This window comes from Mesorhizobium sp. WSM4819 (assembly GCF_055811215.1).
Genome location: NZ_JBVVQO010000013.1, coordinates 1 through 23,189, shown reverse-complemented (window position 1 = coordinate 23,189; position 23,189 = coordinate 1). Strand labels below are relative to the sequence as shown.

Genomic DNA, 23,189 nt, shown 5'->3' with positions numbered 1-23,189 from the left:
GAAATGCAAGCACGTTTTATCGTCGGTTCGTTGCTGGTGTGCGAGCCTCCACGGGCGGATGCCGGTGGAGGCTGGGCGGTGACTTCAGCCGGCGCGATCGTGTCAAGCCGGCAGACGGCGGTCGTATTCTGCCCGCAGGCGGCTCCAGCCATCCCAGAACGAGGTCGGCGTCTTGCCCGCGAGGCGGGCAGCCAGCACGTCGAGGTGCATGTGCCAGCCGGCGGTGACGTTGAGCTGGATTGCGCGTTCCGGCAGCCGGCGATGGATGACGGTGAGCAGCACATCATTGCCATGCGGCTCCAGCAAGAAGGAAACCCCGCCGGTGTCTCCCCACGTGATGGCAAGTTTGTAAGGCGGATCGAGCTCTGTGATCCGCCCCTCCATCCGATGCTCTTCGGGAAAGCCCGCGGGGCGCTGGCCGGGCGGATCGGTCAGCTCGTCGTTACGCCAGACGAACTCGAACGAGGTGCCGGCCTTCATTTCCATCTGGCCCGCAGCCATCCACTGCCGGCGCAGGTCACTCTCGGTGAGATAAGCCCAGACCCGCTCGATGGGACCGGGCAAAAGCCGCTGGATGGTGAACGTGGCGGGCTCGGTCAGTTCGCCATAGGCTTCGATGGCTTTCATCTGGTTCATTGGTCGTCTCCTTCTCTTGAGGCGGGCGATTTCCTGGAATCATGCCGGGCTTTACGTGCGACCTCTTCGCGAAGCAGACGCTCGAGGACGTCGAGACGGTTGGTCCAGAAGCGCTCGTAGAAGCCGAGCCATTGGTGGGCGCTGGCCAGCGGTCCGGGTTCGAGGCGGCACAGATGTGTGCGGCCCCTCACCTCGCGACGAATAAGCCCTGCATTCTCCAGCGCCTTGATATGCTTGGAGGCGGCGGCCAGCGACATGTCGAAGGGTTCCGCCAGCTGGCTCACCGTTCGCTCGCCGCCGGCGAGGTCGCGAAGCATGTGCCGGCGGGTGGCGTCGCCAAGCGCATGAAAAACCGCGTCGATCTGGGGCGTTTCTAATTCAACCATGTAGTTGAATATAGAGGCACGCTTTCGAATTGTCAACCGATTGGTTGAATGAGCTTGGAAGGGAGTTCCACAGGCGGTCTGCGGCGATCGAAGACATTCGGCCAGTGCAAGGGCCGCGGGTATGGTCACCGCGGCGGAAGCGGGACCTTCACTTGCCTTCGAAGAAAGTATGAATCGAGACTTCCAGCTCTTCGATGAGTTGAGGGTTATGGCAGCTTCCAGCCCAGATCAGGGCGTTCAGTCTCATATCCTTGTTAAGAAAGTTCATTTTCCGGGAATCAAGCAGGTATCCCGCGACCTCGTAGTGCCGTCCCTTGATAGCCTCGATAAGCGCGTTGTTTCTTCCGGTCTTGTCAGTAAGATTCACGTCGGCGCCATTCTCGACAAGCAACTTAACGACATCCAGATGCCCGTTCTTTGCTGCTTCAATAAGGGCCGTTCTGCCGTAGTAGTCGGCTCTTGCATTAATCTCTATTTCGGGATGTTTCACGAGGGCTAAAATAGAGGCGTAGTGGCCCTTGGCCGAAGCAAGGCTTAAAGGCGTGCTCTTCCATTTGTTTCTGGAATTCACATCGATTGCTGGGTGTTCGATCAACGCCTCGACCGCCGCGGTGCGGGCATTGAGGGCTGCGAGATGAAGGGCTGACCAGCCGCCGCCGTCCGCCTCGTTGATATTGGCGCCGGCCGCCAATTCCGCTCGAACGGTCCCCGCATCGCCGCTTTCTGCCGCGATCAGCAGATTCGACCAACCTCTCGCCCCTTCGACTTCCAAGCTCTCGGTCAATGCAGTCGCCTCCCCGAATGCTCCCTGCAGGATACCATTGTTCCGGTTCGGCCGACATCCACCGAATGACCGGCTTCCATCGAAAAGCCTTTCTCATTCGACGGTGTCGGCAAATACAATCCGATAGGGGAAGAAGAAGAAGAAGATAGCGAACCTGAGCTTGAGCGAGAGGCATGATGCCTTTGAGTGCCTGACCTAAGAGCGCGACGGCGTCCGACTGACTTCACTCGCAAGCAGAGTGGCGAGGACGCCGAAGTCGGACTGGCTGGTTGGTAATCGGCATGGAAGTTCGACCGGCTCGAACGTGAAGCCAGGCCTCTGATCAAAGCGGAACTGGCCGATATCCTCCGACAGCGGAGGCCGATATAGACGAACAGGAAGCGCGCACTCAATCGAGAAACAACATGCAGTCCTTCAGTGCATTCGTCGTCAACAATGTCCGCTGGCTCGCGGGCGCCTTTTTGCTGACCCTCGTCTCGTCCTTCGGGCAGACCTTCTTCATCGCCTTGTCGAACGGCGATATCCGCGAGACGTTCGGGTTGAGTCACGGCGAGTTCGGCGGGATTTACATGCTGGCAACGCTGCTTAGCGCGGCGACCCTGCCGTTCCTGGGGCGGCCGCTGGACCGGTGTTCGACAGTGACCATGGCGATCGCGACGATGCTCATGCTAGCCTGCGCCAGCATTGCGATGGGGTTCGCCGGTTCGCTGCCAACGCTGCTCCTTGCGCTCTATTTGCTGCGCCTTTTTGGCCAGGGGATGATGACCCAGACCGCTCTGACGGCAACAGGCCGCTGGTTCGCCGCGAACCGGGGCCGCGCCGTCTCGGTCGTCACGCTTGGCTTTCATGTCGGCGGCGCTCTGCTGCCTTTCCTGTTCGTCCTCGTGGCCGGCCTCGTCGGCTGGCGGGGAAGCTGGTTCGTCTGCGCAGCCTTCATCCTGGTCGTGGCCTTGCCTCTGGTTTGTGCGCTGGTCCGGAAGGAACGCAATCCGCAGAGCGAGGCCCAGCCGAGGGCGCAACGCGCAGTGAAACACTGGACGCGGACTGAAGTCCTGCGCGATCCGACGTTCTACGCCATCTGCCTGGGGGTTCTGGCTCCCGCCTTCGTCGGCACGACCATCTTCTTTCACCAGGTCTATCTAACCGAGCTCCGGGGCTGGCCGCTGCAACTCTTCGCCAGCGGCTTCGCCGTCCTGTCCGCCACGACGATGGGTTTTGCGCTTCTGGCCGGGTGGCTGATCGACCGCTTCTCGGCGGTCCAGCTGCTGCCTGTATTCCTTCTGCCGCTGGCGCTGGCATGCTTCGCGGCTGCCTATCTGACGGCGCCTTTCGCCATCTTCGTCTTCATGGCGCTGCTTGGCATCAGCTACGGCTTCTCCTCGACCCTGGAGGGCGCGATGTGGCCGGAGATCTACGGCACCGCGCATCTCGGCGCGGTCCGCTCGGTTGTGGTGGCCGTGATGGTTCTGGCCTCGGCGATGGGTCCCGGCATCACCGGATACCTGATCGACGCCGGCGTCGACTACTCGCTGCAACTGGCCTTGATGGGCGTCTACAGCCTGGCCGCCGCCTTGCTGATGTGGAGGGTATCGCGGAAGCTGACGCGAGGCCTGTCTCGCGGCTGGAATCTTTCCAGCTCCTGATCGGTCCTGAAATCGTCGACACCAACATTTATGTCGCTAGTTGCGGAATGAAGTGCTGGTCCGCGTCAGGCTGCTAATCGGATAAGGTGAGAAGCAAGATGCGAATTGGACGTCGGCGATTTCTTGTCCTGTCGCTCGGAGCAGCTGCCTTCGGCACGGCCCAAGCCTCCGGGCCACTCTGGGCAGTCCTGCGATCCGGAGAAGCCATTGCGCTGCTGCGCCATGCCGCGGCCCCAGGCTCCGGCGATCCGCCTGGCTTCAGGCTCGGTGATTGCAGCACCCAGCGGAATCTGTCGGAACAAGGTCGTGCGCAGGCCCGCGCGATCGGCGACCTGTTCCGTGCGAACGGCATCTCGTCGGCAGCGGTCTATTCGAGCCAGTGGTGTCGTTGCCTCGACACCGCTCGCCTGCTCGGGATCAGCGACGTCGCGCCTCTTGAGCTGCTCAATTCATTCTTTGGCGACAGTTCGGCCGCAGAAGTGCGCACCGCTGCCCTTCTGGCCTGGCTCCGCGGGCAGCGTTTCGGCGGACCTGCCGTCCTTGTCACGCATCAGGTCAACATCACCGGTTTGACCGGCGAGGTGCCGCAGAGCGGCGAAATGATCATCGTCCGTATCCATGAAGCTGACCCCGTGCAGGTCATCGGGCAGGTTGCCACGCCGGCTTGAGCATCATGGCCTAAAACCCCATCTCGTGCAGCATCGCTTCAGTCGTGGAAACAACGACGTGCGAGGAGAGACCAAAGGGAGTGATGGCATGGCTATCGATTTCAACCATACAATACTGCCGGCCCGCGACAGCGAGGCGTCGGCAAAATTCCTGGCGGAAATGCTTGGCCTTCCCGCCCCAAGGCGCTGGGGGCCTTTCCAGATGGTCACCACCGAAAACGGTGCCAACCTCGACTATATGGATACCTCAGGCGAAATCAGGCCGCAGCATTACGCCTTCCTGGTCAGCGAAGCCGAGTTCGACGAGATCTTCGGCAGGATTCGTGAACGGGACCTGCCGTACTGGGCTGATCCTGGCCGGACGCAGCTGGGCGAGATCAACCACCACGACGGCGGCCGCGGCGTTTATTTCGAGGACCCCAACGGTCATCTTCTCGAGATCATTACCCGTCAGTACGGCAGCGGCGGATGGAACCCGTGATCGCTCGGTGGCGTAGCCAGGCGGCGGACGTCTGCGAGCTGGCCTCATGGCGGAACCTGAACGGTGATCTTGATCGATGAATAATAGGCGGCGACATCAGCTATATCCTCATCGCTCAAGCCCTTGGTCACGACAGTCATCTGCTCGTTCTTGCGCTCGCCTGTCTTGAAGGCGTTCAGCGCCTTGACAAGATAAGCCTCCTTTTGCCCTGCTATATTCGGCGCGTCGGGCAGCTTGGCGATGCCGTCCTTGCCATGGCAGACTTGGCACGCCCGGTGAAAAATGGCATCCAGGCAATGCGAGGCCACCAGAGAGCGGCCCGCCAGAGGGGGAATAGATGCGTCGCATCGCTCGGATCTCGCTTGCCATCATCCTTTCGCTGGCCGTCGCAATCCTGAGTGCCTGGGCCGGACTTGCCATATGGTATCGTCTGCCTGTGGCTGAGCTTGGACGGGCTCTGGCCGGCGTCCTGTTCATCTTGTTCGGCCTCGCCACTATCATCGCCCTCTTCAGCCGGTTTCGCATCAGGGCGCTTGTCCTGTTTGCAGCTGCGTTAGCTGTGGTTCTGGTTTGGTGGAGCACCATCAGGCCTTTCGGTCACGTGGACTGGGCGCCCGACGTCGCCCGTCAGGTAACCGGCACACGCGACGGAAACCTGTTGACGCTGACTGATGTGCGCGACTTCGAGTGGCGTAGCGCTACTGATTTCACCGAACGCTGGACAACGCGGACCTACGACCTCTCCAACGTTCAGACGGTGGATCTCTTCATGTCTTATTGGTCGGGGACCAAAATCGCCCATGTCATCATAAGCTTCGGCTTTGCAGGAGGTGACTATCTTGCCTGGTCGATTGAGGTGCGGCGCCATGGAGGCGGCAAGTTTTCACCCATGGCAGACCTGTTCAAGAGCAATCCCCTGGTCATTATTGCGGCTGACGAGAGAGACGTCGTCGGCGTCAGGTCAAACGTTCGCGGAGAGGATGTCCAAATCTATCGGCTAAAAGTGTCACCGGAAGCGGCCCGGGCGCTCTTGCTGGAATACGTCTTGGACGCAAATGCACTTTCCACGACTCCAGAATTCTATAATTCCATCACGACGAACTGCACGACCACGATCGTCAAGATGATGCGAGCCGTCGGTGACGTGGTGCCCCTTGACTGGCGCCTCATCGTTAACGGCTATCTTCCCGAATATGCGTATGCACGGGGTGCGCTCGATGTCAGCTTGCCGATGTCGGTTTTGAGGGAGGCAGCCCACATTGACGGCCGTGCGCGGGAGTCGGGCCTTTCGCCAGATTTTTCGAGATCGATCCGGATTGGCGTGCCATCCTCCGGTCCAATTTATTGATCTCTGGAACCATGTTTGGAAACGCTGGGCGGTTCGAACCGGATCTCATCCCGGCTTCACGGCGCACTTCTACTTTCTCCACCTGTCGACTCGCATTGGCGGATGCCGCGCCTAGATAAGCACTGCGCCGGGGCGGAGCGATGCAGAAGGACCTGAGCATGTCTGAACAAATTACCCTGACTAAAGCTAAGCAGATCACATTGAATGATGGCTCAGCCATTCCCCAGATCGGCCTTGGCGTTTGGCAGGTCGATCCAGCCATTACGGCCCAAGTCGTGAGTTGGGGAATCGAGGCCGGCTACAGACTGATCGACACCGCCGAAGGCTACCAGAACGAGGAGGGCGTCGGGCAGGCGATCCGCACGGCTGGCGTGCCGAGAAGCGAGCTGTTCATCACCTCGAAGCTGCGCAACGGCGCGCATCAGCGTGACGCCGCCCTGCGGGCTTTCGACGAGACGATGAACAAGCTGGGCATCGAACAGATCGACCTGTTCCTGATCCACTGGCCAGTGCCCAGCCAGGGCAAATATGTCGAGGCGTGGAAGACGCTGATCGAACTCAGGCAATCCGGCCGGATCAGGTCGATTGGTGTTTCGAATTTCAACCAGGACCATCTGGAGCGAATCATCGGCGAGACTGGTGTCACACCCTCAGTCAACCAGATCGAACTCCATCCCCGGTTTCAACAGCGCCAGACCAGAGAGTTTTACAGCACGCACAACATCCGCATCGAAAGCTGGAGCCCGCTGGGCAGTGGCCGGCTGTTGAGCGACCCGACCCTCGAAAAGATCGCCGGAAAACACCGCAAGTCCGTGGCGCAGGTGATCATCCGCTGGCATCTTCAGGAAGGGCTGATCGTCATTCCAAAGTCGATCCACCAGGACCGGATTGCCGCCAATTTCAACGTCTTCGATTTCGAGCTGGATTCAAAGGACCTCGAGCTCATCCGAAGCATGGATTCATCAGACGGCCGTACGGGCGCGAACCCGGCCACGGCCGCGTTCCTGTTCTGAGGGCAGCTCCCAGTCCATAAAGGTCGTCGATCATCGAGATGACGTCGACGGCCTTGGGGCGACGGCAGGAACGGCATCCGCCTGTTACGCGGGCCGCTCCTCGCCCCCGCTTGCGGAGAAAAGTTCAACGCTGCTGGGCAGGCGGGCGAATTCCGTCGCGCCATGAGTTTCAAACGTCAGGCCGGACCCGACCATCAGGTCGCGTACGGTCCGCGACGCGATGATCTCGCCCGGCGCGGCCTGTTCAATCACGCGCGATGCCAGCTCAATTGCGCTGCCGGCGAATTGGTCGCCGCGCCTTTCACATTCGCCGATATGGACCGCCGCGCGAATGCGAAGGCCGAATTTCGCCAGTCGATGACGGATCGCGATTGCGCATTGGACCGCTCGCGTCGGCCGCTGAAATACCGCGAGAAACCTGTTCCCGCTATGCCCGTTCCCGCTGTGCCCGCTCCCGCTGTTCTTGACCTTCTGGCCTTCCGCGAGCTGTAATTCATGGCCAATCTCGTCGTCATGTCGCTGCATCAGATCGGGCCATGTTTGGTCGCTGCTGCCGGCGGGGCCAGAGCCAATAATTTCCGTGGCCAGCACCGTCACAAGCACGCGCTCGCTCGGTGCTGTCGGCAAGGCCCCGGTGACGAAAGCCTGGATCTCGTCGACGATACGATCCGAATTCTCGCCCCAGATCACGTGATCCCGGCCGGCAAACTCGATGTATCTGGCGCCTTCGATACGCTCTGCGAGGTAGCGTCCTTCTTCCGCCTTTACCCAGCGGTCGCCGGCCGCCTGCGCGATCAGCGTCGGAACATGAATGACAGGCAGAATGTCGCGCACATCGATTTCGGTACCCCATCGCCAGAGCGCGATCGCGTCGGCGGGAGAGGCTGAATTCCTCAGATACGCGGCGAACCATTCTCTCTCGAAACTGTCATTCATCAGGCTGGGCGCCGCATTGCTCATGTCAGCCGGCTCTCCCCACTCTCTCTCGACGACGGCCAGATCTTCTTCCACCTGCTCGCTTGTTTTCGCCCAGGGGTAATCCTTCGACCATCTGCCGCTGGCATAGGCTCCGTTGAGCACAAGGGCTGCTGTTCGCTCGGGATAGGTCGCCGCGAACAGCATGCACATGGGGCCGCCCTCGGAGCTGCCGAACAGAACCGTGCGCTTCGAACCGACTGCATCCAGCACCGCCCGCACGTCTTCCATCCGCTCTTCCAGCGTCGGCAAACCGACATTGCGATCGGACAGCCCCGTGCCGCGCTTGTCCATGCGGATCAGGCGGCAGAAGCTACCGAGGCGCTGGAACACATGCGCCAACCGTGGCGACGACCAGGCAAGGTCGAGGTTGGAGACCCACCCAGGCACATGGATCAGGTCAATCGGCCCGTCGCCGGTCACCTGATAGGCGATGTTGATCCCGGCCGATTTTACATAGTGGGTCGCGGGGCGCATCGGCTCGCCGGCATGAGCTGACGCCGGCGGGCATGTCGGGAGAGGCGCCGCTAGAACCGCCATCCGGCTGGCGGCTTGCGGCGTCATGCGGCGCGTCCGCAGCTCTTCATGGAGATGCCGGGTTTCCGGCTCTGGCTGCAAATTGAGTTCCCGCTGCAGCACAGCGCGGCAATTTTCATATTGCCGCAGCGCGAGATTGAGCCGGCCCTGGGCCGCATAGGCTCGCATCAGGGCGCGGTGGATGTCCTCCCTCAGCGGCTCCATGGCGAGCAGGCGTGTTGCCGCGCGCACGCATGAGGCAGGATCGTTGGTCGCAGAGTACTGCACGACGAGCTTGTCCATTGCCGCGACGGCGATCGCCCTCAGGCGCTCGCGCTCGACCCGCAGCCAATCCTCGAACGGCTCCTCCTTCAGGCCAAAGCCGTCGAGCAGGTCGCCGCGATAGACGACAAGCGCCTGTTCGATCTCTTCAGGCGCCGAGCTGCCGGCCAGCGCCTCGAACCGCATGACATCGAAATCAAGATCGTCGATATTGAGGGTAATGCTGTCGCCGTCGGTCAGGAACGTTCGGCCATCGGATCCGTCCATCCCTTTCCTGATAGCCGATAGGGCCTGTCGAAGGCTCATCCGCGCCTGGGCCTCACCGTTGCCGCCCCACAAAAGCGCGGCGAGCTTCTCGCGTGACTGCGAGTGTCCGGATTGCAGGGCGAGATAAGCCACCATAGCGCGCGCTTTGCGGCTGAAAACCGGGACCGCCGCGCCTCCGGCAAAGTCGAAACCGCCTAGCAGACAGAGATGAGGGTGCGCCATCGGATCCGCCACAGCCGCAACTTTGGTTGCGATCCTTTCCTGTAGTTGTCCCTAATTCAACCGTCATTTTCATCGGCCTGGCGTTTTCACGAATCCTTCACGCTGGCCCCAACGCGCCTCTCACGTCCGTGGTGGAGAGTGTCCGGACGAGCAGCCCTTATTTCAGGAGGACACTATGCTACGCCCGAGTTCGTCCGAATGGCCCATCTGGCATGATGATCCCGGTCAAAATGAGCAGCCGCGCGGCGGCCCGTTACGCCACGATATTGCACTTACGCATTATCTCGAGAAGCAGCGGGCCTGCCGGGTATCAACGGTCCGCTCGTTCGATTTCCGGACCACCGCGATCCGCGCATGCGCGCTGATCGCGCGACTTGGGCGTGATTTATTCCGGCGACTGCATCCATTCAAACCGCGCATCGCTATGAAAAATGCACTTAAGTTGACCGACGATATCGGCTTGAGGCTGGCGCAGATCGAAGCAGAGATAAGCAACTCGTTCTGGCGCCGGTGAGCACGACAGCGGTTTTCGGCTCGATCCCAATGGCCTTTTTACGGTGAAAACTCCCCTTCGCGCTCAGCCTCATATCCCCGACCCATCCAGCAGCGGGACATCTTCTTCGTCCCAGGGGCTCGGCAATGAACCCTTGCTCAGATTGGCTGTCGGCAGTGGCATCCAGCATTTCAGCTCGGGTTCGGCGTATTCAACCACGCGTCCGGGCGACGAGTCGGAAGCGCGCCAGCCTTCGCTGCCGAACTGGTCGGCTCGAGACCAGTAAGCCAGGTCGACTTCCGCTGGCCCCTGCTCAGACGGCCGAACTGTGACCAGGATTCGGCTGCCATCCCTTGGCGCGCTCGACATGTGACGCCAGCGATCGGGCTCGTCCATCGTAATCTCCTCGCGCAATCTGCATCTCGGCTGTCCAGACGAATAGTCGCTTCGCGCACAAGGCCGGTCAACCCGAACTTTGCGCCGGCAGTCTATGATTGGCCGCCTACCGGTTTGGTGCGACATGGCTGCCGGTCATCAGCGCACCTTCGCCTTGACTGCCCAGGCTCTCGTTTTCAGGGGAATGGACCCGCCCTCGCCGCGCGGCAGACTGTCGCGGAGGCTCTCCATCAATCTCTGGCGAGCTGCGGGTTCGAGGCTCATGCAATAGCCGGGCGCCGGTCCCGCACCCAGGGTGAAGGGGCGCCAGTAGTCCTCAAAGTCCTTGAACACGGCCGGCATTTCAATCCGGGTGGAGTCGATGGAGCCCAGGCCTGCCTTCTCCGCGAGATCGGTCAATCCATCTTGTGTGCAAAATGGAAAACGCCTGTCTTCGGTAAGGTCGATGGCACCGGGGTCAAGCGCCGTCGCAGCGGTCCAGAAGGCCCGCATGAATTCCACCCCGCCGCCGGGATAATCCCACACATAGAATCCAATCGTCGCTCCAGGGCGGGCCACCCGCCGCATCTCGGCGAGCGCCTTTTGCCTGTCGGGAACGAAGTTGAGAACAAGCGCCGACACGACCATGTCCTTGCTGCCCGATTCGACTGCCAAGGTCTGCGCATCGCCTGCGAGAAACGCGACACGCTTGTCCGGCACGTTTGCCCGCGCCTTGGCGAGAAAACCCTCCGACGGGTCTATGGACACCAGGCTCCTGGGATTGCAACGGGCCAGGATGGCTGCCGACAGCGCCCCGGTTCCGCAACCCACCTCCAGCCAGTCCAGACCCTCCGCCGGATCGAGCCAATCCAGGAACGGTGGAGCGATCTGACGGCTCCATCGCCCCATATAGAGGTCGTAGCTATCCCCGGCCTGCCAGGCGTCGTGGCGCGTTGCCTCAGCCATCGCAATCTCCTCCCCTGATGATTTCGACCCGTCGGACCGCGAGAATACGCGCGCCGCTCTCGCGGGAACAGGGGGCCAGGAAGGTCTGTCCGGGGATCGTACTCGGACGCTGACACGCGCACGCCCCGGGCCGGCAAGGCAGACGATCCGCGTTCGTGCTCAGCCTGCCCGGAACGCGAGGCTCCGCCTCATCAGTTGGATGCTGAGCGCCAGGTCTCCGCTTCCGATGAACCAGGGAGACAGTATCCGGGACGATCTCAGTCCGCGATAGAGCAGATAGGGAAGTCCGAGCGACAGGGCGATCAGCGCCAACTCGGAAGACATTCCGAAGTCCCGCAGCGTGAAATGAACGAACTGATGGACGAACATGATCACCAGGGAGGCTGCGCCGATTTCCGCCAACGGAGCGATGCGCAAGCTCGGCATCGCCATGAAGCGGACGAGGCCGAGGATAAAGGTCGAGATCGCCAATGCAACGAGCAGGCCGAGAAGCGGCGGGCCGAAGATGGCGTTCTTCATGCTGAAGGTAAAGTCGGAACCCGTCCGCGCCGCCGCGAGCGCGACCCCGGCAACCGCCACGACAAACACCGCCGACCACAGCGCGCTCATGCCGCGTTCGCGCAGGAAATGTCCGAACCAGAATGCGCCGATGGCGAGCGGCACGTTCGTCAGAGCCAGCGGCGCGCGCACCTCCTGCCAGTAGGCCTGGATTGAATAGGCGAGGCCGACGGATGCGCCGACGAAGATCAGCATGCCGGGATCGGTCGGTCCGCTGGTCCTGATCGCGACCTCGTTGTAGACGAGTTGCGTGGCGACGAGGCAGGTGACGAACCAGAACACGCCGAGTTCGCGCGTCAGGTGCCGTCCGCCCAGCAGCGCGTCGGTGATGAGTTCCCTGATCTGCCAGGGCGCCGGGGTGTCGCCGCGCAAAAAGTCCACAACGAGCACGCTCGCCATGATCGCGCCGAGAAACATCACATAGGGAATGAGCAGGCCCTGGACGCGCTTCCGGAAAAGCGCCTTCCTCTCCATCACGGCAAAAAGATAGCCTGAAATGATGAAGAAGAACGGCATGAAGAACAGCGATGCCGCAAAGTAAATCGGGTGCGCCCATCGCCAGGTGCTGTGGTCGAGGACGTGGGCCATGACGACGAAGGTGATTCCCAAGCCCTTGGCGGTGTCCAGCCAGGTCTCACGTATGGGCAGGTTCAACTTCAGCGTTTCCTGGATACGGCTTATCGGCCGGCCCGGTCCTTCGGTTTCGATGGTGATTGTGCATTGCATCATACTGTGTGGCAAGTGCGAATTGGCTCGGAGGTCCGCATTGCCGGTTGCCGCCGACGCGATGTCGCAAAAGTCGGGGAAATTCAGCATTCCGCTTGATTTTCCGCCGATCTTCACCCATTGTTGCGTTGCACAATAACAGGTTGGTGCGACTATGGCAGTTCAAGCGATAGGAAACCTTGGCCGGCACGGGCTGCCGTTCTTGCGACCAGACGGCTGTTGAAATCGATCGCGCTTTGACCTCGGATCGACCGGGTCCGATTCAAGCAGCAAAGGACCAAGATGCTTCGCGACTTGTCCGCCTACAAGAAAATGTTGATGCTCGGCATTGTCGGGCTGGTGCTCGTCGCCATCCTCGACGCCTTCAGCAATCTGCCCGTCGTCTCCGGCTGCGCATTCTACGGCAATTGCGCGATCGATAGCTCCGTAGAAGCACCGATCGGGCACAGTCAGGATCCGACGCTGCAATGAAGCCCCCCGGCAAGACGGCGCTTATCGTCTATGACGGCGACTGCATCTTCTGCCAGAGCTATGTCCGCTTTGCCCGGCTGCGCGACGCGGTCGGTCCTGTCGAGTTGCTCGACGCGCGCTCCGGCGACCCGCGCGTTGTCGAGTTTCAGCGCCAGGGCTTCGACCTGAACGAGGGCATGCTCTTCGTTTTCGAGGATCGCGTCTACCACGGCGAGGAAGCCATCAATCTCATGGCGATCCTCAGTTCCTCTTCGACGCTTTTCGGCTGGCTCAACCGCAGGATTCTCTCAAACAGGACGGCCGCGCGGCTGATCTATCCGGCGCTCAAGCTCGGACGCCGGGCCACCCTGAGGCTTCGCGGCCGCTCGCTGATCCCTGCCGACCTCGAACGGCGCTAAAGCATGTTGCCCAAAAGCATGCCCTCGGGCCCTGACCCGAGGGTGCGCAGCGGTTTTGCGATAGCGACCATGAACTTAAAGCGGCGCGTTAATCTTACAGGCGCGACGCGCTTTGGACATTTCCTGACGAAATGGATGGCTTAAGTCGACGGCTCGACATCTACCAATTTCATTCGTGAGAGCGGCGCTCAGTGGGTGCAGGACTTCGGCCGCGAGAAATCCACCAGCTTGAACACAAGCAACTTGCGTTCGAGGAGGCTGGGCATTTCGCCTGCGAAGGTCGACGCGTTGGCGCGGGTAATCGTCTCGCCATCCTTCACGTAAGTCACCCAAGCCTCGGGCTTCCGGCGCAGTTGTTTCTTCACATCGAGGAGGACGTGGTAATTGCCCGCCTGCGACTGCCGGACGAGATGGGGCTCCGAGGAATCAACGATCTTCACCACCTCGTTCTGATAGTTGAACATGTATGGTGGCTTCGGAAAGAGCAGATGGTTGGTCTGGCCGGCTTCGGTGTGCAGATTGCTGAACATGTTGATGGAACTCTCCGTCTTGAGCCCGACATAGGGTGACAGGCAGGAGAGGAAGAACAGGCCCGGCACCAAATAGACCCAGAGCGGCTGGCGCGGCGAGGAGACGGTTCGGCAAGGCAGGTTCTGCAGGGCCACATGGGACAGCACGACCATCGCCGCGCCGCCCACTACCGCCCAAATGAGGATCCAGACGGAGTGGACCATCATGTCGAAGGAGCGCCCGGGAAAAGCATAGGTGAGCGCAATGACGAGAGTGACCGCGACCAGCATCACGGCCGCGCCCGGCAGCAAGATCCCGATCCGGCCGAACGTCTCGCGCAGCGGATTGGTAAACTCCAGCGAGGTGCGATAGAGCGCCTCGCTGGCGGGCGTGGGGATGCTCAGGACATACAGCGCGAACACCAGGCTGGAAAAGTCCATGTACCAGGAATAGGCCGAGATCGGGATCACGTAATGGAAGACGAGTGCGAGGATGAACCCCACGGCGAAATAGCGCTTCCAGTAGAGAGACACGATCGCGATCGCCTCAATGACGAAGGTGGCGAAGATCGCAAGATACCGGCCAAACAGATTGTCCTCGAGGCCGAACGGACGAGCCAGCGGAGCGTAGAGGCCCACCGCGCAACTCACGGAAGGATCGAGGAAATCGGTGTTGATCTTGTGGAAGATGCCGTAGAAATACATGATGGCGAGCAGCGCCCGGGCGACGATCCGGATCTGTTGATAAAGCTCCATCCGGGCCAGCGCGGCGCCGCGGCCGGCGGCCCGCAGATAGAGCACTGCCGCACTGAGCAGGATAGCCCCGTTCATCACCGCCGTGATCGTCTTGTTGTTCGAAGCGACCGGCATGCGCAGCGCGTACAGCACAAGCGATACCATCACGAGCCCGATCAAGAACTCGGTTCGCCGCGGGTACAGCAGGAGTAGCAGGCTGAACAGGACGACCGACCAGCTCAGAGCGGCAAACAGCGCCCCCTTGTAGCCAAGCATCGAGTAGATATCACCGGCGATACTGAAGATCGCCGCCATTGCCCAGAACGGGGCAAATGCGGTCAACCCGTCAAATGTATCGTCCCGTCCTCTGACTTTCGTGATCTTGCTGCGACCAACGTTCCATATCGGTGTCGCGCTTGAATACTGCTGCTGCCCAATAAACACCAGTTAGCCCCCGCTGCCCTATGTTGCACTGCAACATCAGCACGAGCGCAGAGTAAGAGTCAATCCGCCGTCGTCGGTAGCTCCTGCTGCCGAGCATCAGCCATTGGGAGAGGTGCGGCGGACCCAAAGCGGGATGCGTTTAATTTGAACTGGCCATCCCGCTCCATTTGTTTCGCCCGCGACTGCATGTCGCCCAAGGCATGCCCTCGGGCCTGACCCGAGGGCGCGCAGCAGTATCAGGACAACGACATGTCAAGACAACGACATGTATGAAAACAAGAACTTGAAGCGGCGCATTAATCTTGCGGATGCGCCGCGCTTCGCCGACTAACGCTGCTTTGCCGTTCTGGGAAATTCCACCACGTCAGCGGGCGGACGCTTGTACTGGGCTGCGACAATTGCATCGATCAGGATGTCCAGGGCGGCGCGCGCCGCGCTGCTCGTCTCGTCATCGCCGCGCAAATAGTGACAGGCTCGTTCAAGATGGAGGTGGGCTGCGGCAAAGTCACTGGTCATGGATTCTCCTTTTGCCCGCCGCTGGACAAGGATGGCCCATTTCGATTTACCCAAAGGCGAACATCCACAGCTGGATTTGAATCAAATATGGCGGGTTAACCAGATCTTCAGCATCGCGAGGTGACCTTGCGGCTGCGGACATGTGTTGAGTTCCGCCTCAGGCAACAGACCCGCTCCGGAGACCGGGGCGGGTTTCTGCTTGAATGTCGCCGAACTGCCTGTCCAATGCTCACGCGCTACGCTGCCGCGGCGGAGCCGACCTGGCGTCAAGCAGCGAAGCGGCCCACCGCAAAGGGCGCGAGGCAGTCAGGATCGCCGCGTCCGGCAATGAGGTCGGCGACCAGGCGGGCCGTGATCGGCGCCAGGGTGAGGCCGAGATGACCATGACCGAAGGCATGGAACACCCTGGGGCTGCCACATGACCGACCGATGACGGGCCGGGAATCTGGCAGCGACGGCCGGAACCCGAGCCATTCGGATGAGGATCGGCCCAGTGAGGGGAAGAACTGCCTGGCACCGCGATCCAGCAGCGCCAGCCGGCGCGGATTTGCCGGTGCTGCAAGCCCGCCGAGCTCGACGGTTCCGGCGACACGAAGCCGGCCGGTCATCGGCGTCATGTAGAAGCCGAGATCGACAGGACAGACCGGACGATTGAGCAAAGGCGCTTCGGTCGGGAATTCGAGATGATAACCGCGTTCGGTCTCGAGCGGGATGCTGTCGCCGACCTGCATAGCCAACGCCCGCGATTGCGCGCCCGCGGCGATCACCACCGTGTTCGCCTTGACGCGAAGACCGGATCCGCTGAGCCTGACACCGTCCGCCTCGACCTGCAGCCCGGTTAAACCAGCCTGCGCCACCGACACGCCGCGGCCGGTCCCGGCATCGAGCAGCCGCCGCATCAGCGTCTTTGGATCGGTGACGTTCATCGAATCCGGAAAATACAGTCCGCGGGCCCCGGCCGATGGCAGGCTCGGCTCCAGCGCGGCCACCTCTCCCGGCATCAGAACCTCCTGATGCACGCCAAACCCGGCGCGCAGCGCCCTGCCCCCAGCCGCCTTGGCGAAATCGCTCTCGCGACGATACAGGTAGAGGCAGCCGTTGCGGCGCAGCAGATCGGCCATATCGGCCTCTTTTGCCATCTCCTCCCAGGCCGGCAGGGCCTCAGCCAGAAGCCCGGCGAGCGCCAGCGCATTGGCACGAGTGGCCGCCGGAAGCGACTCTCTGACAAAACTGACCAGCCACGGCGCCAACTGGAACAGAGCCGGCCAGCGCAGCGAAAAAGGGCTGTTTGGATCGAGCAGCAGTTTTGGCAGCGCGCGCAGAACGGCCGGATTGCCGACCGGCATACAGGCATATTCGGCGATCGTTCCGGCATTGCCGAACGAAGCGCCGGAGCCCGGCTCATTGGGGTCGACAAGCAAGATTTCGCGGCCCTCGGCGGCAAGGCGGAGCGCCGTCGCCAGCCCGATAACGCCAGCGCCGACAATGGCGATTTCAACTGTTTCCGCTGCTGCCACGACCGTATCTTCTTGTTTGACCATGATCTTTTCCGAAAACCGGCCCCCACTTTTCGGGATCATGGTCTAGACGAAGCCAGGCAGTTGCAGATGCCCGGCCGCGAGCAGTTCGGCCATGGTGTTCAGCGCGGTGCGCAGATCGTCGAGCGAGCGCGCGGCGCCGACATTGATGCGCACTCCGTGCTGCACCGGCTCGCGCCCGACCGCGAAGGCATCGCCGGGAAGAACGGCAACGCCACGTTCCAGGCAGGTGCGAGCGAAACCCGCGCCGCGCCACGGCTCCGGCAGGCGCAGCCAGGCATGGGTCGAGGTGGCGTGGCTCTGGACATCGTAGCGGCCGAGGATTTCGGTGAGGATGGCCTGGCGCTGGCGAAGCTCCTGCTTCTGGGCTTCGATGATACGCGCCGCCGAGCCCTCTTCTATCAGCCGTGCGCCGATCAGCGCGGTCAGAGGGCTGATGCTCCAGCAGTTTATGCGCAAAGCCGCGGCGACCTGCCCGGCTATGGCGCGTGGCGCGATCACAAAACCGAGGCGCAGTCCCGGGGCAAGGCATTTCGACAAGGCGCCGATGTGAACCGTCAATTCGGGCTCGAGGCTGGCAAGCGACGGCGGCGGATTGTCCGCCAGCGGCCGATAGACGTCATCCTCGATGATGAGGACGTTATGGCGACGGGCGACAGTCACCAATTCGTGCCGGCGCTCCTCGCCCAGCGTGATGGTGGTCGGGTTGTGCAGGGTCGGCACCAGGAAGACCGCGCGTGGGCGCAGCTGCGCGCAGGCCGCCTCGAAGGCGTCGGCCCGCATGCCGCCACGGTCCATGGCGATGCCTCTGAGATCGAGCCCATGCACCCGGCATAGTGCATTGATGCCCTGATAGGTCACTTCGTCGGCGAGCACGACCTCGCCCTGCCTGGTCACCGCGCCAAGCACGCAATCCAGCCCATGCTGGGCGCCCGCCGCCAGCACCACCCGGCCGGGATCGCCGTCGCCGGCGACCGGCTGCATCCACTCGGCAATCGCCGCCCTCGCCCACAGCGGCCCCTCGGGCGGGTGATAGTCCTGAAGCGTGGCGTAGTGCCGGTCCTTGGCCAGGCGCGGCAGCAGCAGGGCCAGGGCTTCGAGATAGGCCGAGGTTGCCGGCCGGTTGACGGAAAGGTCGATGACGCCGCTGTCGTCGCTTGGTGCCGACACGAAACCGGGTCCTTCGCCGCCGTTGCGGGCAGCCACCGTCGTGCCGCGTCCAGGCCGCGCTTCGAGCAGGCCGCGCTGCTGCAGCGTCGACAGCGCCCGCGTCACCGTGGTGACGTTGATGCCCAGTGCGCGGGCAATCTCGCGCTGCGGCGGCAGCCTGTCTCCAACGGCAAGCGTGCCGGCTGTAATCCGTTCGGCAATAGCGTCGGCAAGGCGCCGGTAGACCGGGCCTTCCTCCGAGGCGAGTTGCAGGTCCTGAAGCATGCGGATTAGCGGTTTCGGTGTGTTGACACTCTGGCTACCGGCGCATCTAGCATAAGACAATGCTCCGGACAATAGCGCTTGTCCGGTGCCTTAATCCGAGATCCGAGCGAAAAATCTCACACAATATCGAAGAAAGCTGCTTGACGGGCAAACTTGTCTGCATCTATGGTTCTTTAGCGATTGATTGTGTGAGCATACAAGTTTTGGTTTGCCGCCATGCGCGGCCAGCGTCAAGCGAGACCGGCACATGGACGGCAAGCACCACCTCGTTTCGACAAGCGGCCATCGCCGGCGCTCAACGGATTTCCGTCCGTGATCGCCGAAGCGACAGGCCTGTCACGCGACAGCGCCGGTCCGGCACCGGAAGCCAATGCCGGCAGCCCCAATGCCGGTGGCCGGGGATTTGTCGAGTTCGTCGACGTCGAGAAATCCTATGACGGCCGCACTTTCGCGGTGACACGGCTGAACCTCAGCGTGGCGCGCGGCGAGTTCCTCACCCTTCTCGGCCCCTCAGGTTCGGGCAAGACGACGACGCTCAACATGCTTGCCGGCTTCGAACGGCCGACCAGCGGCGTCATCACGCTTGAAGGCCGGTCGGTCGACAGGCTGCCGCCCTACGAACGCAACATCGGCATGGTATTCCAGAACTACGCGCTGTTTCCGCACATGAGCGTCGAGGAGAACGTCGCCTTCCCGCTCTCGGTCCGCAGGACCACCAGAGCGGACGTGGCATCCCGCGTCGGCCGCGCGCTCGACATGGTGCGGCTGCGGCAATTCGGCGACCGGCGGCCGGCGCAGCTTTCCGGCGGCCAGCAGCAGCGCGTCGCGCTCGCCCGCGCGCTGGTGTTCGAGCCAAGCCTGGTGCTGATGGACGAGCCGCTCGGCGCGCTCGACAAGAAGCTGCGCGAGCACATGCAGATCGAGATCAAGCAGCTGCACACCATGCTCGGCGTCACCATCGTCTATGTCACGCACGACCAGAGCGAGGCGCTGACCATGTCGGACCGCGTTGCCGTGTTCAACAATGGCGGGATTGCCCAGCTCGGTTCGCCTGACGATCTCTACAACACGCCGGAGAGCTCGTTCGTCGCCAGCTTCATCGGCGAGAACAACACGCTGGAAGGCAAGGTCGAGCGCGTCTCCGGCAAGGAGTGCCGCGTCGCGCTGCACGGCGGCGGTTCGGTCGCCGCGCTGGCCATCGGCGTCGCCGAAGGCGCGGCCTGCCATGTCGCCATCCGCCCGGAACGGTTGAAGCTCGCGTCCGCTTCGAACGGTGCAAATGCGTTAGCCGCCACGGTCGAAGGCCGCATCTATCTCGGCGACCACCAGCGTCTTCTGGCCAGGCTGGACAGCGGCCAGGTGCTGACCGTCAAGGTCGGCCCCGAAGCGACCATGGGCAACGGGGAGCCGGTCACGGTTTCCTGCGCGTCCACCGACTGCCGCGCCTTTCCGGCCGATGCCGGAACGGGCGGTTCCATCTCGAAAACAGGGGAATAAGAACAATGAAAATCACAAAAGCCCGGCTGTTCGCCTTCGCGGCAGCCACAGCATTCATCACCATGGGAAATGCCGCTTTCGCGGAAGAGCTTTCGATCATGGCCAGCGGCGGCGCCTGGCAGGATGCCCAGCGCAAGGCATGGTTCGAGCCGTTCAGCAAGGAAACCGGGATCAAGATCGTCGAGCAGGAATATCTTGGCGATCTTGGCAAGGTCAAAGCGATGGTCGATACCGGCAACGTGCCGATCGATCTGGTGACGGTCGAGACCGCGACCGTGCTGCAGGGTTGCGACGCCGGCATTCTCGAGCGGCTCGACTATTCCAGGATCGCCCCCCGTGAAAAGTTCATCGAAGGTTCGGCGCTGGACTGCGGCGTCGGACTCGACGCCTATGGCGATGTCCTTGCCTATGACCCCAACGTGCTGAAGGAGGCGCCAACCTCGGTCCTCGACATCTTCGACACGACGAAGTTTCCGGGCAAGCGCGCGATGCGCAAGTTTCCGGCACAGAACCTCGAATGGGCACTGATGGCCGACGGGGTCGCGGCGGCCGATGTCTACGAGGTGCTGGCAACCCCCGAAGGCGTCAACCGCGCTTTCAAGAAGCTCGACACCATCAAGCAGGACATCGTCTGGTGGGATGCCGGCGCACAGCCGCCGCAGCTCCTCGCATCCAAGGAAGTAGTGATGACCACCGCCTGGAACGGCCGTATCCAGAACGCCATCGACAAGGACGGGGCGCCGTTCAAGATCGTCTGGAACAACCAGATCCTTGAATATGATATGATCGCCATTCCGAAAGGCGCCAAGAACCCGGATCTGGCCTACAAATACCTTGCCTATATCAGCCAGCCGGAAATCAACGCCAAGCTCGCCAGCTACATCACCTACGGGCCGGTGCGCATCGATGCGGCGTCCTTCGTCGCGCCGGACGCCCTGCCGAAATTGCCGAACGCACCCGACCACATGAGCGCTTACCTGGTCGCCGATACCGAATTCTGGGGCGACTATGGCGAGGATCTGGTCAAGCGCTTCAACGCCTGGCTCGCGCAGTAGGGAAAATGTCGGCGCTCGAGCCCACGAAACTGGACCGGCCACGGGCAAGCCGCGACTGGTCGGCCGCCGATTCCGGCGCAGCAAAGTCGGTTGCGGCAGCACTTCGCCGCGCCGATCTCGGCGACCGCCTGCGATCGCTGACGTTGGCAGCACCTTTGCTGGTGCTGCTGGCTCTGAGCTTCGGCATCCCGATCGTCCTGTTGCTGTCGCGCGCCGTCTATGATCCGACGATTGCCAACGCACTGCCGCAGACCAGCCAGGCATTGCGCGGCTGGAACGGCACCGGACTGCCCGACGATGCTGCGTTCCTGGCCCTTGCCGCCGATCTCCGCAGCAATCAGGCCAAGGGCACCGCCTACGAACTCGCCAAGAGCCTCAACGCCCGCCTGCCCGGTGCGCGCAGCCAGGTGCTCAAGACGGTGCGTCGACTCGAGGCTGCCGACAGGCCGCCGCTGGATGTGATGAAAGCGGTGCCGTTCTGGTCGGCGCCGGGCACATGGCCGGTCATCGAGAGCGGCACCCATAGCGTGACGTCGTTCTATCTGCTGAGCGCGCTTGACCTGCGCTGGAATGCCGATGGCGGCATCGAAAGAGTGCCACCCGAACAGGCGATCTTCGTGCAGGTGTTCATGCGCACATTTTTGGTCGCCGCAGCGGTAACGCTGGCCACGCTGGTCCTGGGCTTCCCCCTCGCCTATCTCATCGCCAGCGTGCCCAAGGGCCTCGCCGCCATTCTCATCGTCGCGGTGCTGCTGCCGTTCTGGACGTCGATCCTGGTGCGAACCGCGGCCTGGACGGTGCTGCTGCAGAAATTCGGCCTGGTCAACGATCTGCTGCTGTGGCTCGGCGTCGCCGACGACCGGCTCGATTTGATGTACAGCCGCATCGGCCTGATCATCGCCATGACCCACATCCAGCTGCCGTTCACGCTGCTGCCGATCTACAGCGTCATGCGCACAATCCAGCCCTCGCAGATGAAGGCTGCCTATTCGCTCGGCGCAAAACCGTTCACCGCCTTTCGCCGCGTCTACCTTCCACAGGTCTTTCCGGGCGTCATGGCCGGTTGCCTGCTCACCTTCATCCTTTGCCTCGGCTATTACATCACGCCGGCGCTGATCGGCGGCGCCAGCGACCAGCTGATCAGCAATTTCATCGCCAGCTATGTCAATGTCGAACTGAATTGGGAGATGGCGGCGGCGCTCAGCTTCATCCTGCTCGTCTTCACCCTTGCGCTGTTCGGCATCTTCGCCCGCATCCTCGGCCTCGACCGCCTCAAGCTGGTATAGCCATGTTGCTATCTGCCTATCCAACGACCGGCGAAAGAATCCGCACCACCCTGCTCTGGCTGTGGTGCGGCATGGTGATCCTGTTCCTCCTCGTGCCGATCCTCATTCCCGTTCCCTTGTCGTTCAACAGCGGCGCCTTCTTCATCTTTCCGCTGGAGGGAATTTCGACGCGCTGGTACGAGGTCGTGCTCGGAACCCAGCGCTGGCAGGCAGCCATCGGCAACAGCCTGATCGTTGCGTTCGGGACGACGCTGATCGCAACGATACTCGGCACGTTGACGGCGATCGCACTTTCCGACGAAAAATTTCCCGGCCGCCGCATCGTCATGCCGCTGCTGCTGTCGCCGTTGATCGTGCCGGTGGTGATCACCGCCGTCGGCTCGTATCTGTTCTATGCGCGCGTCGGCCTCGCCAGCACCTATGCCGGGATCATCCTGGCGCATACCGCACTCGCCAGCCCCTTCGTCGTCGTCACGGTGGGGGCGAGCCTCTCCGGCTTCGACCGCAATCTGATGCGCGCCGCCGCCATCTCCGGCGCAAGACCCATCACATCGTTCTTCAGGGTGATGCTGCCGCTGATCCTGCCCGGCGTGCTGTCAGGGGCGGCCTTTGCGTTCGTCACCTCGTTCGACGAGGTCGTCGTGGCGCAGTTTCTGGCCAGCGCCAATCAGCGCACGATGCCGCTCGAGATGTTCATCGGCCTGCGCGAGAAGCTCTCCCCCGCAATCACCGCCGCCGCGACGCTGATGATGGCACTGTCGATCGTGCTGCTGGTCGTCGCCAATGTTCTGGCCCGCCGTGGCAAGCAGCGACCGCGTATTGATTAGCCTTCGCGCGGCGGTCGGCCCGAGCCGCTATAGGTCTTCCTGCATCAGGCACTCTCCATCGGTGGATAGTGTCCTGAAGGTTCTGCAAAAAGCTCTGGAGAGAGAGCAGCCCTTACTCTGAGGCGAGGGGCGGCCATGGC

Annotated in this window: 24 protein-coding genes; 12 read left to right on the top strand and 12 right to left on the bottom strand. The window is 62.2% G+C overall.

The features are described 5' to 3' along the window. Positions 1 to 102 precede the first annotated feature (102 nt). The 3 genes from AC0L18_RS14090 to AC0L18_RS14080 all read right to left on the bottom strand — a co-directional run bounded on the left by AC0L18_RS14090 (position 103) and on the right by AC0L18_RS14080 (position 1,806). Complete coding sequence (locus AC0L18_RS14090) at positions 103 to 636, bottom strand: SRPBCC family protein (protein WP_473492814.1); 534 nt, start codon at positions 634 to 636, stop codon at positions 103 to 105. Then, positions 633 to 1,022, bottom strand: coding sequence for an ArsR/SmtB family transcription factor (locus AC0L18_RS14085; protein WP_473492959.1), 390 nt, complete (start codon positions 1,020 to 1,022; stop codon positions 633 to 635). The genes AC0L18_RS14090 and AC0L18_RS14085 overlap by 4 nt, the downstream gene beginning before the upstream one ends. Positions 1,023 to 1,170: 148 nt before the next feature. Continuing rightward, complete coding sequence (locus AC0L18_RS14080) at positions 1,171 to 1,806, bottom strand: ankyrin repeat domain-containing protein (RefSeq protein ID WP_473492813.1); 636 nt, start codon at positions 1,804 to 1,806, stop codon at positions 1,171 to 1,173. A gap of 404 nt (positions 1,807 to 2,210) precedes the next feature. On the opposite strand from AC0L18_RS14080, the gene AC0L18_RS14075 reads away from it, so the two are divergent. The 3 genes from AC0L18_RS14075 to AC0L18_RS14065 all read left to right on the top strand — a co-directional run bounded on the left by AC0L18_RS14075 (position 2,211) and on the right by AC0L18_RS14065 (position 4,598). Further along, the gene (locus AC0L18_RS14075; RefSeq protein ID WP_473492811.1) at positions 2,211 to 3,449 is read left to right on the top strand and encodes an MFS transporter; all 1,239 of its coding nucleotides are present in this window, start codon (positions 2,211 to 2,213) and stop codon (positions 3,447 to 3,449) included. Positions 3,450 to 3,547: 98 nt separating this feature from the next. Continuing rightward, complete coding sequence (locus AC0L18_RS14070) at positions 3,548 to 4,117, top strand: histidine phosphatase family protein (RefSeq protein ID WP_473492810.1); 570 nt, start codon at positions 3,548 to 3,550, stop codon at positions 4,115 to 4,117. A gap of 88 nt (positions 4,118 to 4,205) precedes the next feature. Beyond that, positions 4,206 to 4,598 carry a VOC family protein gene (locus AC0L18_RS14065; protein WP_473492808.1) on the top strand — a complete coding sequence of 131 codons (393 nt, stop codon included), beginning with the start codon at positions 4,206 to 4,208 and terminating at the stop codon, positions 4,596 to 4,598. Between the two features lie 44 nt (positions 4,599 to 4,642). Here the strand turns inward: AC0L18_RS14065 and AC0L18_RS14060 are convergent, their stop codons facing one another. Then, positions 4,643 to 4,906, bottom strand: a complete 264-nt coding sequence (locus AC0L18_RS14060; RefSeq protein WP_473492807.1) for a c-type cytochrome — start codon at positions 4,904 to 4,906, stop codon at positions 4,643 to 4,645. Between the two features lie 29 nt (positions 4,907 to 4,935). On the opposite strand from AC0L18_RS14060, the gene AC0L18_RS14055 reads away from it, so the two are divergent. Together AC0L18_RS14055 and AC0L18_RS14050 are read left to right on the top strand one after the other, a co-directional pair. Continuing rightward, positions 4,936 to 5,946, top strand: coding sequence for an Lnb N-terminal periplasmic domain-containing protein (locus AC0L18_RS14055; RefSeq protein WP_473492806.1), 1,011 nt, complete (start codon positions 4,936 to 4,938; stop codon positions 5,944 to 5,946). Positions 5,947 to 6,104: 158 nt separating this feature from the next. After that, positions 6,105 to 6,959, top strand: a complete 855-nt coding sequence (locus AC0L18_RS14050; RefSeq protein WP_473492957.1) for an aldo/keto reductase — start codon at positions 6,105 to 6,107, stop codon at positions 6,957 to 6,959. Positions 6,960 to 7,043: 84 nt separating this feature from the next. Here AC0L18_RS14050 and AC0L18_RS14045 read toward each other — a convergent pair whose 3' ends face one another. Further along, positions 7,044 to 8,999 carry an alpha/beta fold hydrolase gene (locus AC0L18_RS14045; RefSeq protein WP_473492805.1) on the bottom strand — a complete coding sequence of 652 codons (1,956 nt, stop codon included), beginning with the start codon at positions 8,997 to 8,999 and terminating at the stop codon, positions 7,044 to 7,046. Positions 9,000 to 9,396: 397 nt separating this feature from the next. On the opposite strand from AC0L18_RS14045, the gene AC0L18_RS14040 reads away from it, so the two are divergent. Next, on the top strand, positions 9,397 to 9,735 hold the full coding sequence (locus AC0L18_RS14040; protein WP_128246950.1) for a hypothetical protein: 339 nt from the start codon (positions 9,397 to 9,399) through the stop codon (positions 9,733 to 9,735). Positions 9,736 to 9,804: 69 nt separating this feature from the next. Here AC0L18_RS14040 and AC0L18_RS14035 read toward each other — a convergent pair whose 3' ends face one another. From AC0L18_RS14035 to AC0L18_RS14025, 3 genes are all read right to left on the bottom strand, one after another. Further along, positions 9,805 to 10,110 (bottom strand): hypothetical protein, encoded by a 306-nt coding sequence (locus tag AC0L18_RS14035; RefSeq protein ID WP_023799134.1) that lies wholly within the window; start codon positions 10,108 to 10,110, stop codon positions 9,805 to 9,807. A 138-nt stretch (positions 10,111 to 10,248) separates the two neighbouring features. Continuing rightward, positions 10,249 to 11,055: a class I SAM-dependent methyltransferase gene (locus AC0L18_RS14030; RefSeq protein WP_473492804.1), complete on the bottom strand. Its 807-nt coding sequence runs from the start codon at positions 11,053 to 11,055 to the stop codon at positions 10,249 to 10,251. Between the two features lie 159 nt (positions 11,056 to 11,214). Then, positions 11,215 to 12,267 carry an acyltransferase family protein gene (locus AC0L18_RS14025; RefSeq protein WP_473492802.1) on the bottom strand — a complete coding sequence of 351 codons (1,053 nt, stop codon included), beginning with the start codon at positions 12,265 to 12,267 and terminating at the stop codon, positions 11,215 to 11,217. Positions 12,268 to 12,621: 354 nt separating this feature from the next. Between AC0L18_RS14025 and AC0L18_RS14020 the strand changes: the two genes are divergently transcribed. Beyond that, positions 12,622 to 12,810 carry a hypothetical protein gene (locus AC0L18_RS14020; RefSeq protein ID WP_091599270.1) on the top strand — a complete coding sequence of 63 codons (189 nt, stop codon included), beginning with the start codon at positions 12,622 to 12,624 and terminating at the stop codon, positions 12,808 to 12,810. Then, entirely contained in the window at positions 12,807 to 13,208 is a 402-nt protein-coding gene (locus AC0L18_RS14015) for a DCC1-like thiol-disulfide oxidoreductase family protein (RefSeq protein WP_473492800.1), read from the top strand. The genes AC0L18_RS14020 and AC0L18_RS14015 overlap by 4 nt, the downstream gene beginning before the upstream one ends. Before the next feature lie 188 nt (positions 13,209 to 13,396). Here AC0L18_RS14015 and AC0L18_RS14010 read toward each other — a convergent pair whose 3' ends face one another. From AC0L18_RS14010 to AC0L18_RS13995, 4 genes are all read right to left on the bottom strand, one after another. Then, complete coding sequence (locus AC0L18_RS14010) at positions 13,397 to 14,896, bottom strand: thiol-disulfide oxidoreductase (protein ID WP_473492798.1); 1,500 nt, start codon at positions 14,894 to 14,896, stop codon at positions 13,397 to 13,399. 327 nt (positions 14,897 to 15,223) lie between these two features. Beyond that, a complete protein-coding gene (locus AC0L18_RS14005; protein ID WP_023799140.1) occupies positions 15,224 to 15,412 on the bottom strand; it encodes a hypothetical protein in 189 nt (62 codons plus the stop codon). Positions 15,413 to 15,678: 266 nt separating this feature from the next. After that, entirely contained in the window at positions 15,679 to 16,953 is a 1,275-nt protein-coding gene (locus tag AC0L18_RS14000) for an NAD(P)/FAD-dependent oxidoreductase (RefSeq protein ID WP_473492796.1), read from the bottom strand. Between the two features lie 42 nt (positions 16,954 to 16,995). After that, on the bottom strand, positions 16,996 to 18,384 hold the full coding sequence (locus AC0L18_RS13995; RefSeq protein ID WP_287067115.1) for an aminotransferase-like domain-containing protein: 1,389 nt from the start codon (positions 18,382 to 18,384) through the stop codon (positions 16,996 to 16,998). A gap of 315 nt (positions 18,385 to 18,699) precedes the next feature. On the opposite strand from AC0L18_RS13995, the gene AC0L18_RS13990 reads away from it, so the two are divergent. Genes AC0L18_RS13990 through AC0L18_RS13975 form a run of 4 tightly spaced genes read left to right on the top strand, consistent with a single transcriptional unit; the run spans position 18,700 to position 23,049 of the window. Further along, the gene (locus tag AC0L18_RS13990; protein ID WP_473492956.1) at positions 18,700 to 19,881 is read left to right on the top strand and encodes an ABC transporter ATP-binding protein; all 1,182 of its coding nucleotides are present in this window, start codon (positions 18,700 to 18,702) and stop codon (positions 19,879 to 19,881) included. Positions 19,882 to 19,886: 5 nt separating this feature from the next. Beyond that, positions 19,887 to 20,936, top strand: coding sequence for an ABC transporter substrate-binding protein (locus tag AC0L18_RS13985; RefSeq protein ID WP_287223577.1), 1,050 nt, complete (start codon positions 19,887 to 19,889; stop codon positions 20,934 to 20,936). 5 nt (positions 20,937 to 20,941) lie between these two features. Beyond that, entirely contained in the window at positions 20,942 to 22,222 is a 1,281-nt protein-coding gene (locus AC0L18_RS13980) for an ABC transporter permease (protein WP_473492794.1), read from the top strand. A gap of 2 nt (positions 22,223 to 22,224) precedes the next feature. Next, positions 22,225 to 23,049: an ABC transporter permease gene (locus tag AC0L18_RS13975; RefSeq protein ID WP_473492792.1), complete on the top strand. Its 825-nt coding sequence runs from the start codon at positions 22,225 to 22,227 to the stop codon at positions 23,047 to 23,049. Positions 23,050 to 23,189: the final 140 nt, after the last annotated feature.

Excerpts from the sequence above, each read along its gene's own strand:
- AC0L18_RS14035 (WP_023799134.1), bottom strand. The coding sequence starts at position 10,110 with ATGGACGAGCCCGATCGCTGGCGTCACATGTCGAGCGCGCCAAGGGAT.
- AC0L18_RS14050 (WP_473492957.1), top strand. The coding sequence starts at position 6,105 with ATGTCTGAACAAATTACCCTGACTAAAGCTAAGCAGATCACATTGAAT.
- AC0L18_RS14065 (WP_473492808.1), top strand. The coding sequence starts at position 4,206 with ATGGCTATCGATTTCAACCATACAATACTGCCGGCCCGCGACAGCGAG.
- AC0L18_RS13995 (WP_287067115.1), bottom strand. The coding sequence starts at position 18,384 with ATGCTTCAGGACCTGCAACTCGCCTCGGAGGAAGGCCCGGTCTACCGG.
- AC0L18_RS13985 (WP_287223577.1), top strand. The coding sequence starts at position 19,887 with ATGAAAATCACAAAAGCCCGGCTGTTCGCCTTCGCGGCAGCCACAGCA.
- AC0L18_RS13980 (WP_473492794.1), top strand. The coding sequence starts at position 20,942 with ATGTCGGCGCTCGAGCCCACGAAACTGGACCGGCCACGGGCAAGCCGC.
- AC0L18_RS14030 (WP_473492804.1), bottom strand. The coding sequence starts at position 11,055 with ATGGCTGAGGCAACGCGCCACGACGCCTGGCAGGCCGGGGATAGCTAC.
- AC0L18_RS13975 (WP_473492792.1), top strand. The coding sequence starts at position 22,225 with ATGTTGCTATCTGCCTATCCAACGACCGGCGAAAGAATCCGCACCACC.
- AC0L18_RS14075 (WP_473492811.1), top strand. The coding sequence starts at position 2,211 with ATGCAGTCCTTCAGTGCATTCGTCGTCAACAATGTCCGCTGGCTCGCG.
- AC0L18_RS14055 (WP_473492806.1), top strand. The coding sequence starts at position 4,936 with ATGCGTCGCATCGCTCGGATCTCGCTTGCCATCATCCTTTCGCTGGCC.
- AC0L18_RS14070 (WP_473492810.1), top strand. The coding sequence starts at position 3,548 with ATGCGAATTGGACGTCGGCGATTTCTTGTCCTGTCGCTCGGAGCAGCT.
- AC0L18_RS14015 (WP_473492800.1), top strand. The coding sequence starts at position 12,807 with ATGAAGCCCCCCGGCAAGACGGCGCTTATCGTCTATGACGGCGACTGC.
- AC0L18_RS14040 (WP_128246950.1), top strand. The coding sequence starts at position 9,397 with ATGCTACGCCCGAGTTCGTCCGAATGGCCCATCTGGCATGATGATCCC.
- AC0L18_RS14045 (WP_473492805.1), bottom strand. The coding sequence starts at position 8,999 with ATGGACGGATCCGATGGCCGAACGTTCCTGACCGACGGCGACAGCATT.
- AC0L18_RS14005 (WP_023799140.1), bottom strand. The coding sequence starts at position 15,412 with ATGACCAGTGACTTTGCCGCAGCCCACCTCCATCTTGAACGAGCCTGT.
- AC0L18_RS14000 (WP_473492796.1), bottom strand. The coding sequence starts at position 16,953 with ATGGTCAAACAAGAAGATACGGTCGTGGCAGCAGCGGAAACAGTTGAA.
- AC0L18_RS14090 (WP_473492814.1), bottom strand. The coding sequence starts at position 636 with ATGAACCAGATGAAAGCCATCGAAGCCTATGGCGAACTGACCGAGCCC.
- AC0L18_RS14085 (WP_473492959.1), bottom strand. The coding sequence starts at position 1,022 with ATGGTTGAATTAGAAACGCCCCAGATCGACGCGGTTTTTCATGCGCTT.
- AC0L18_RS14020 (WP_091599270.1), top strand. The coding sequence starts at position 12,622 with ATGCTTCGCGACTTGTCCGCCTACAAGAAAATGTTGATGCTCGGCATT.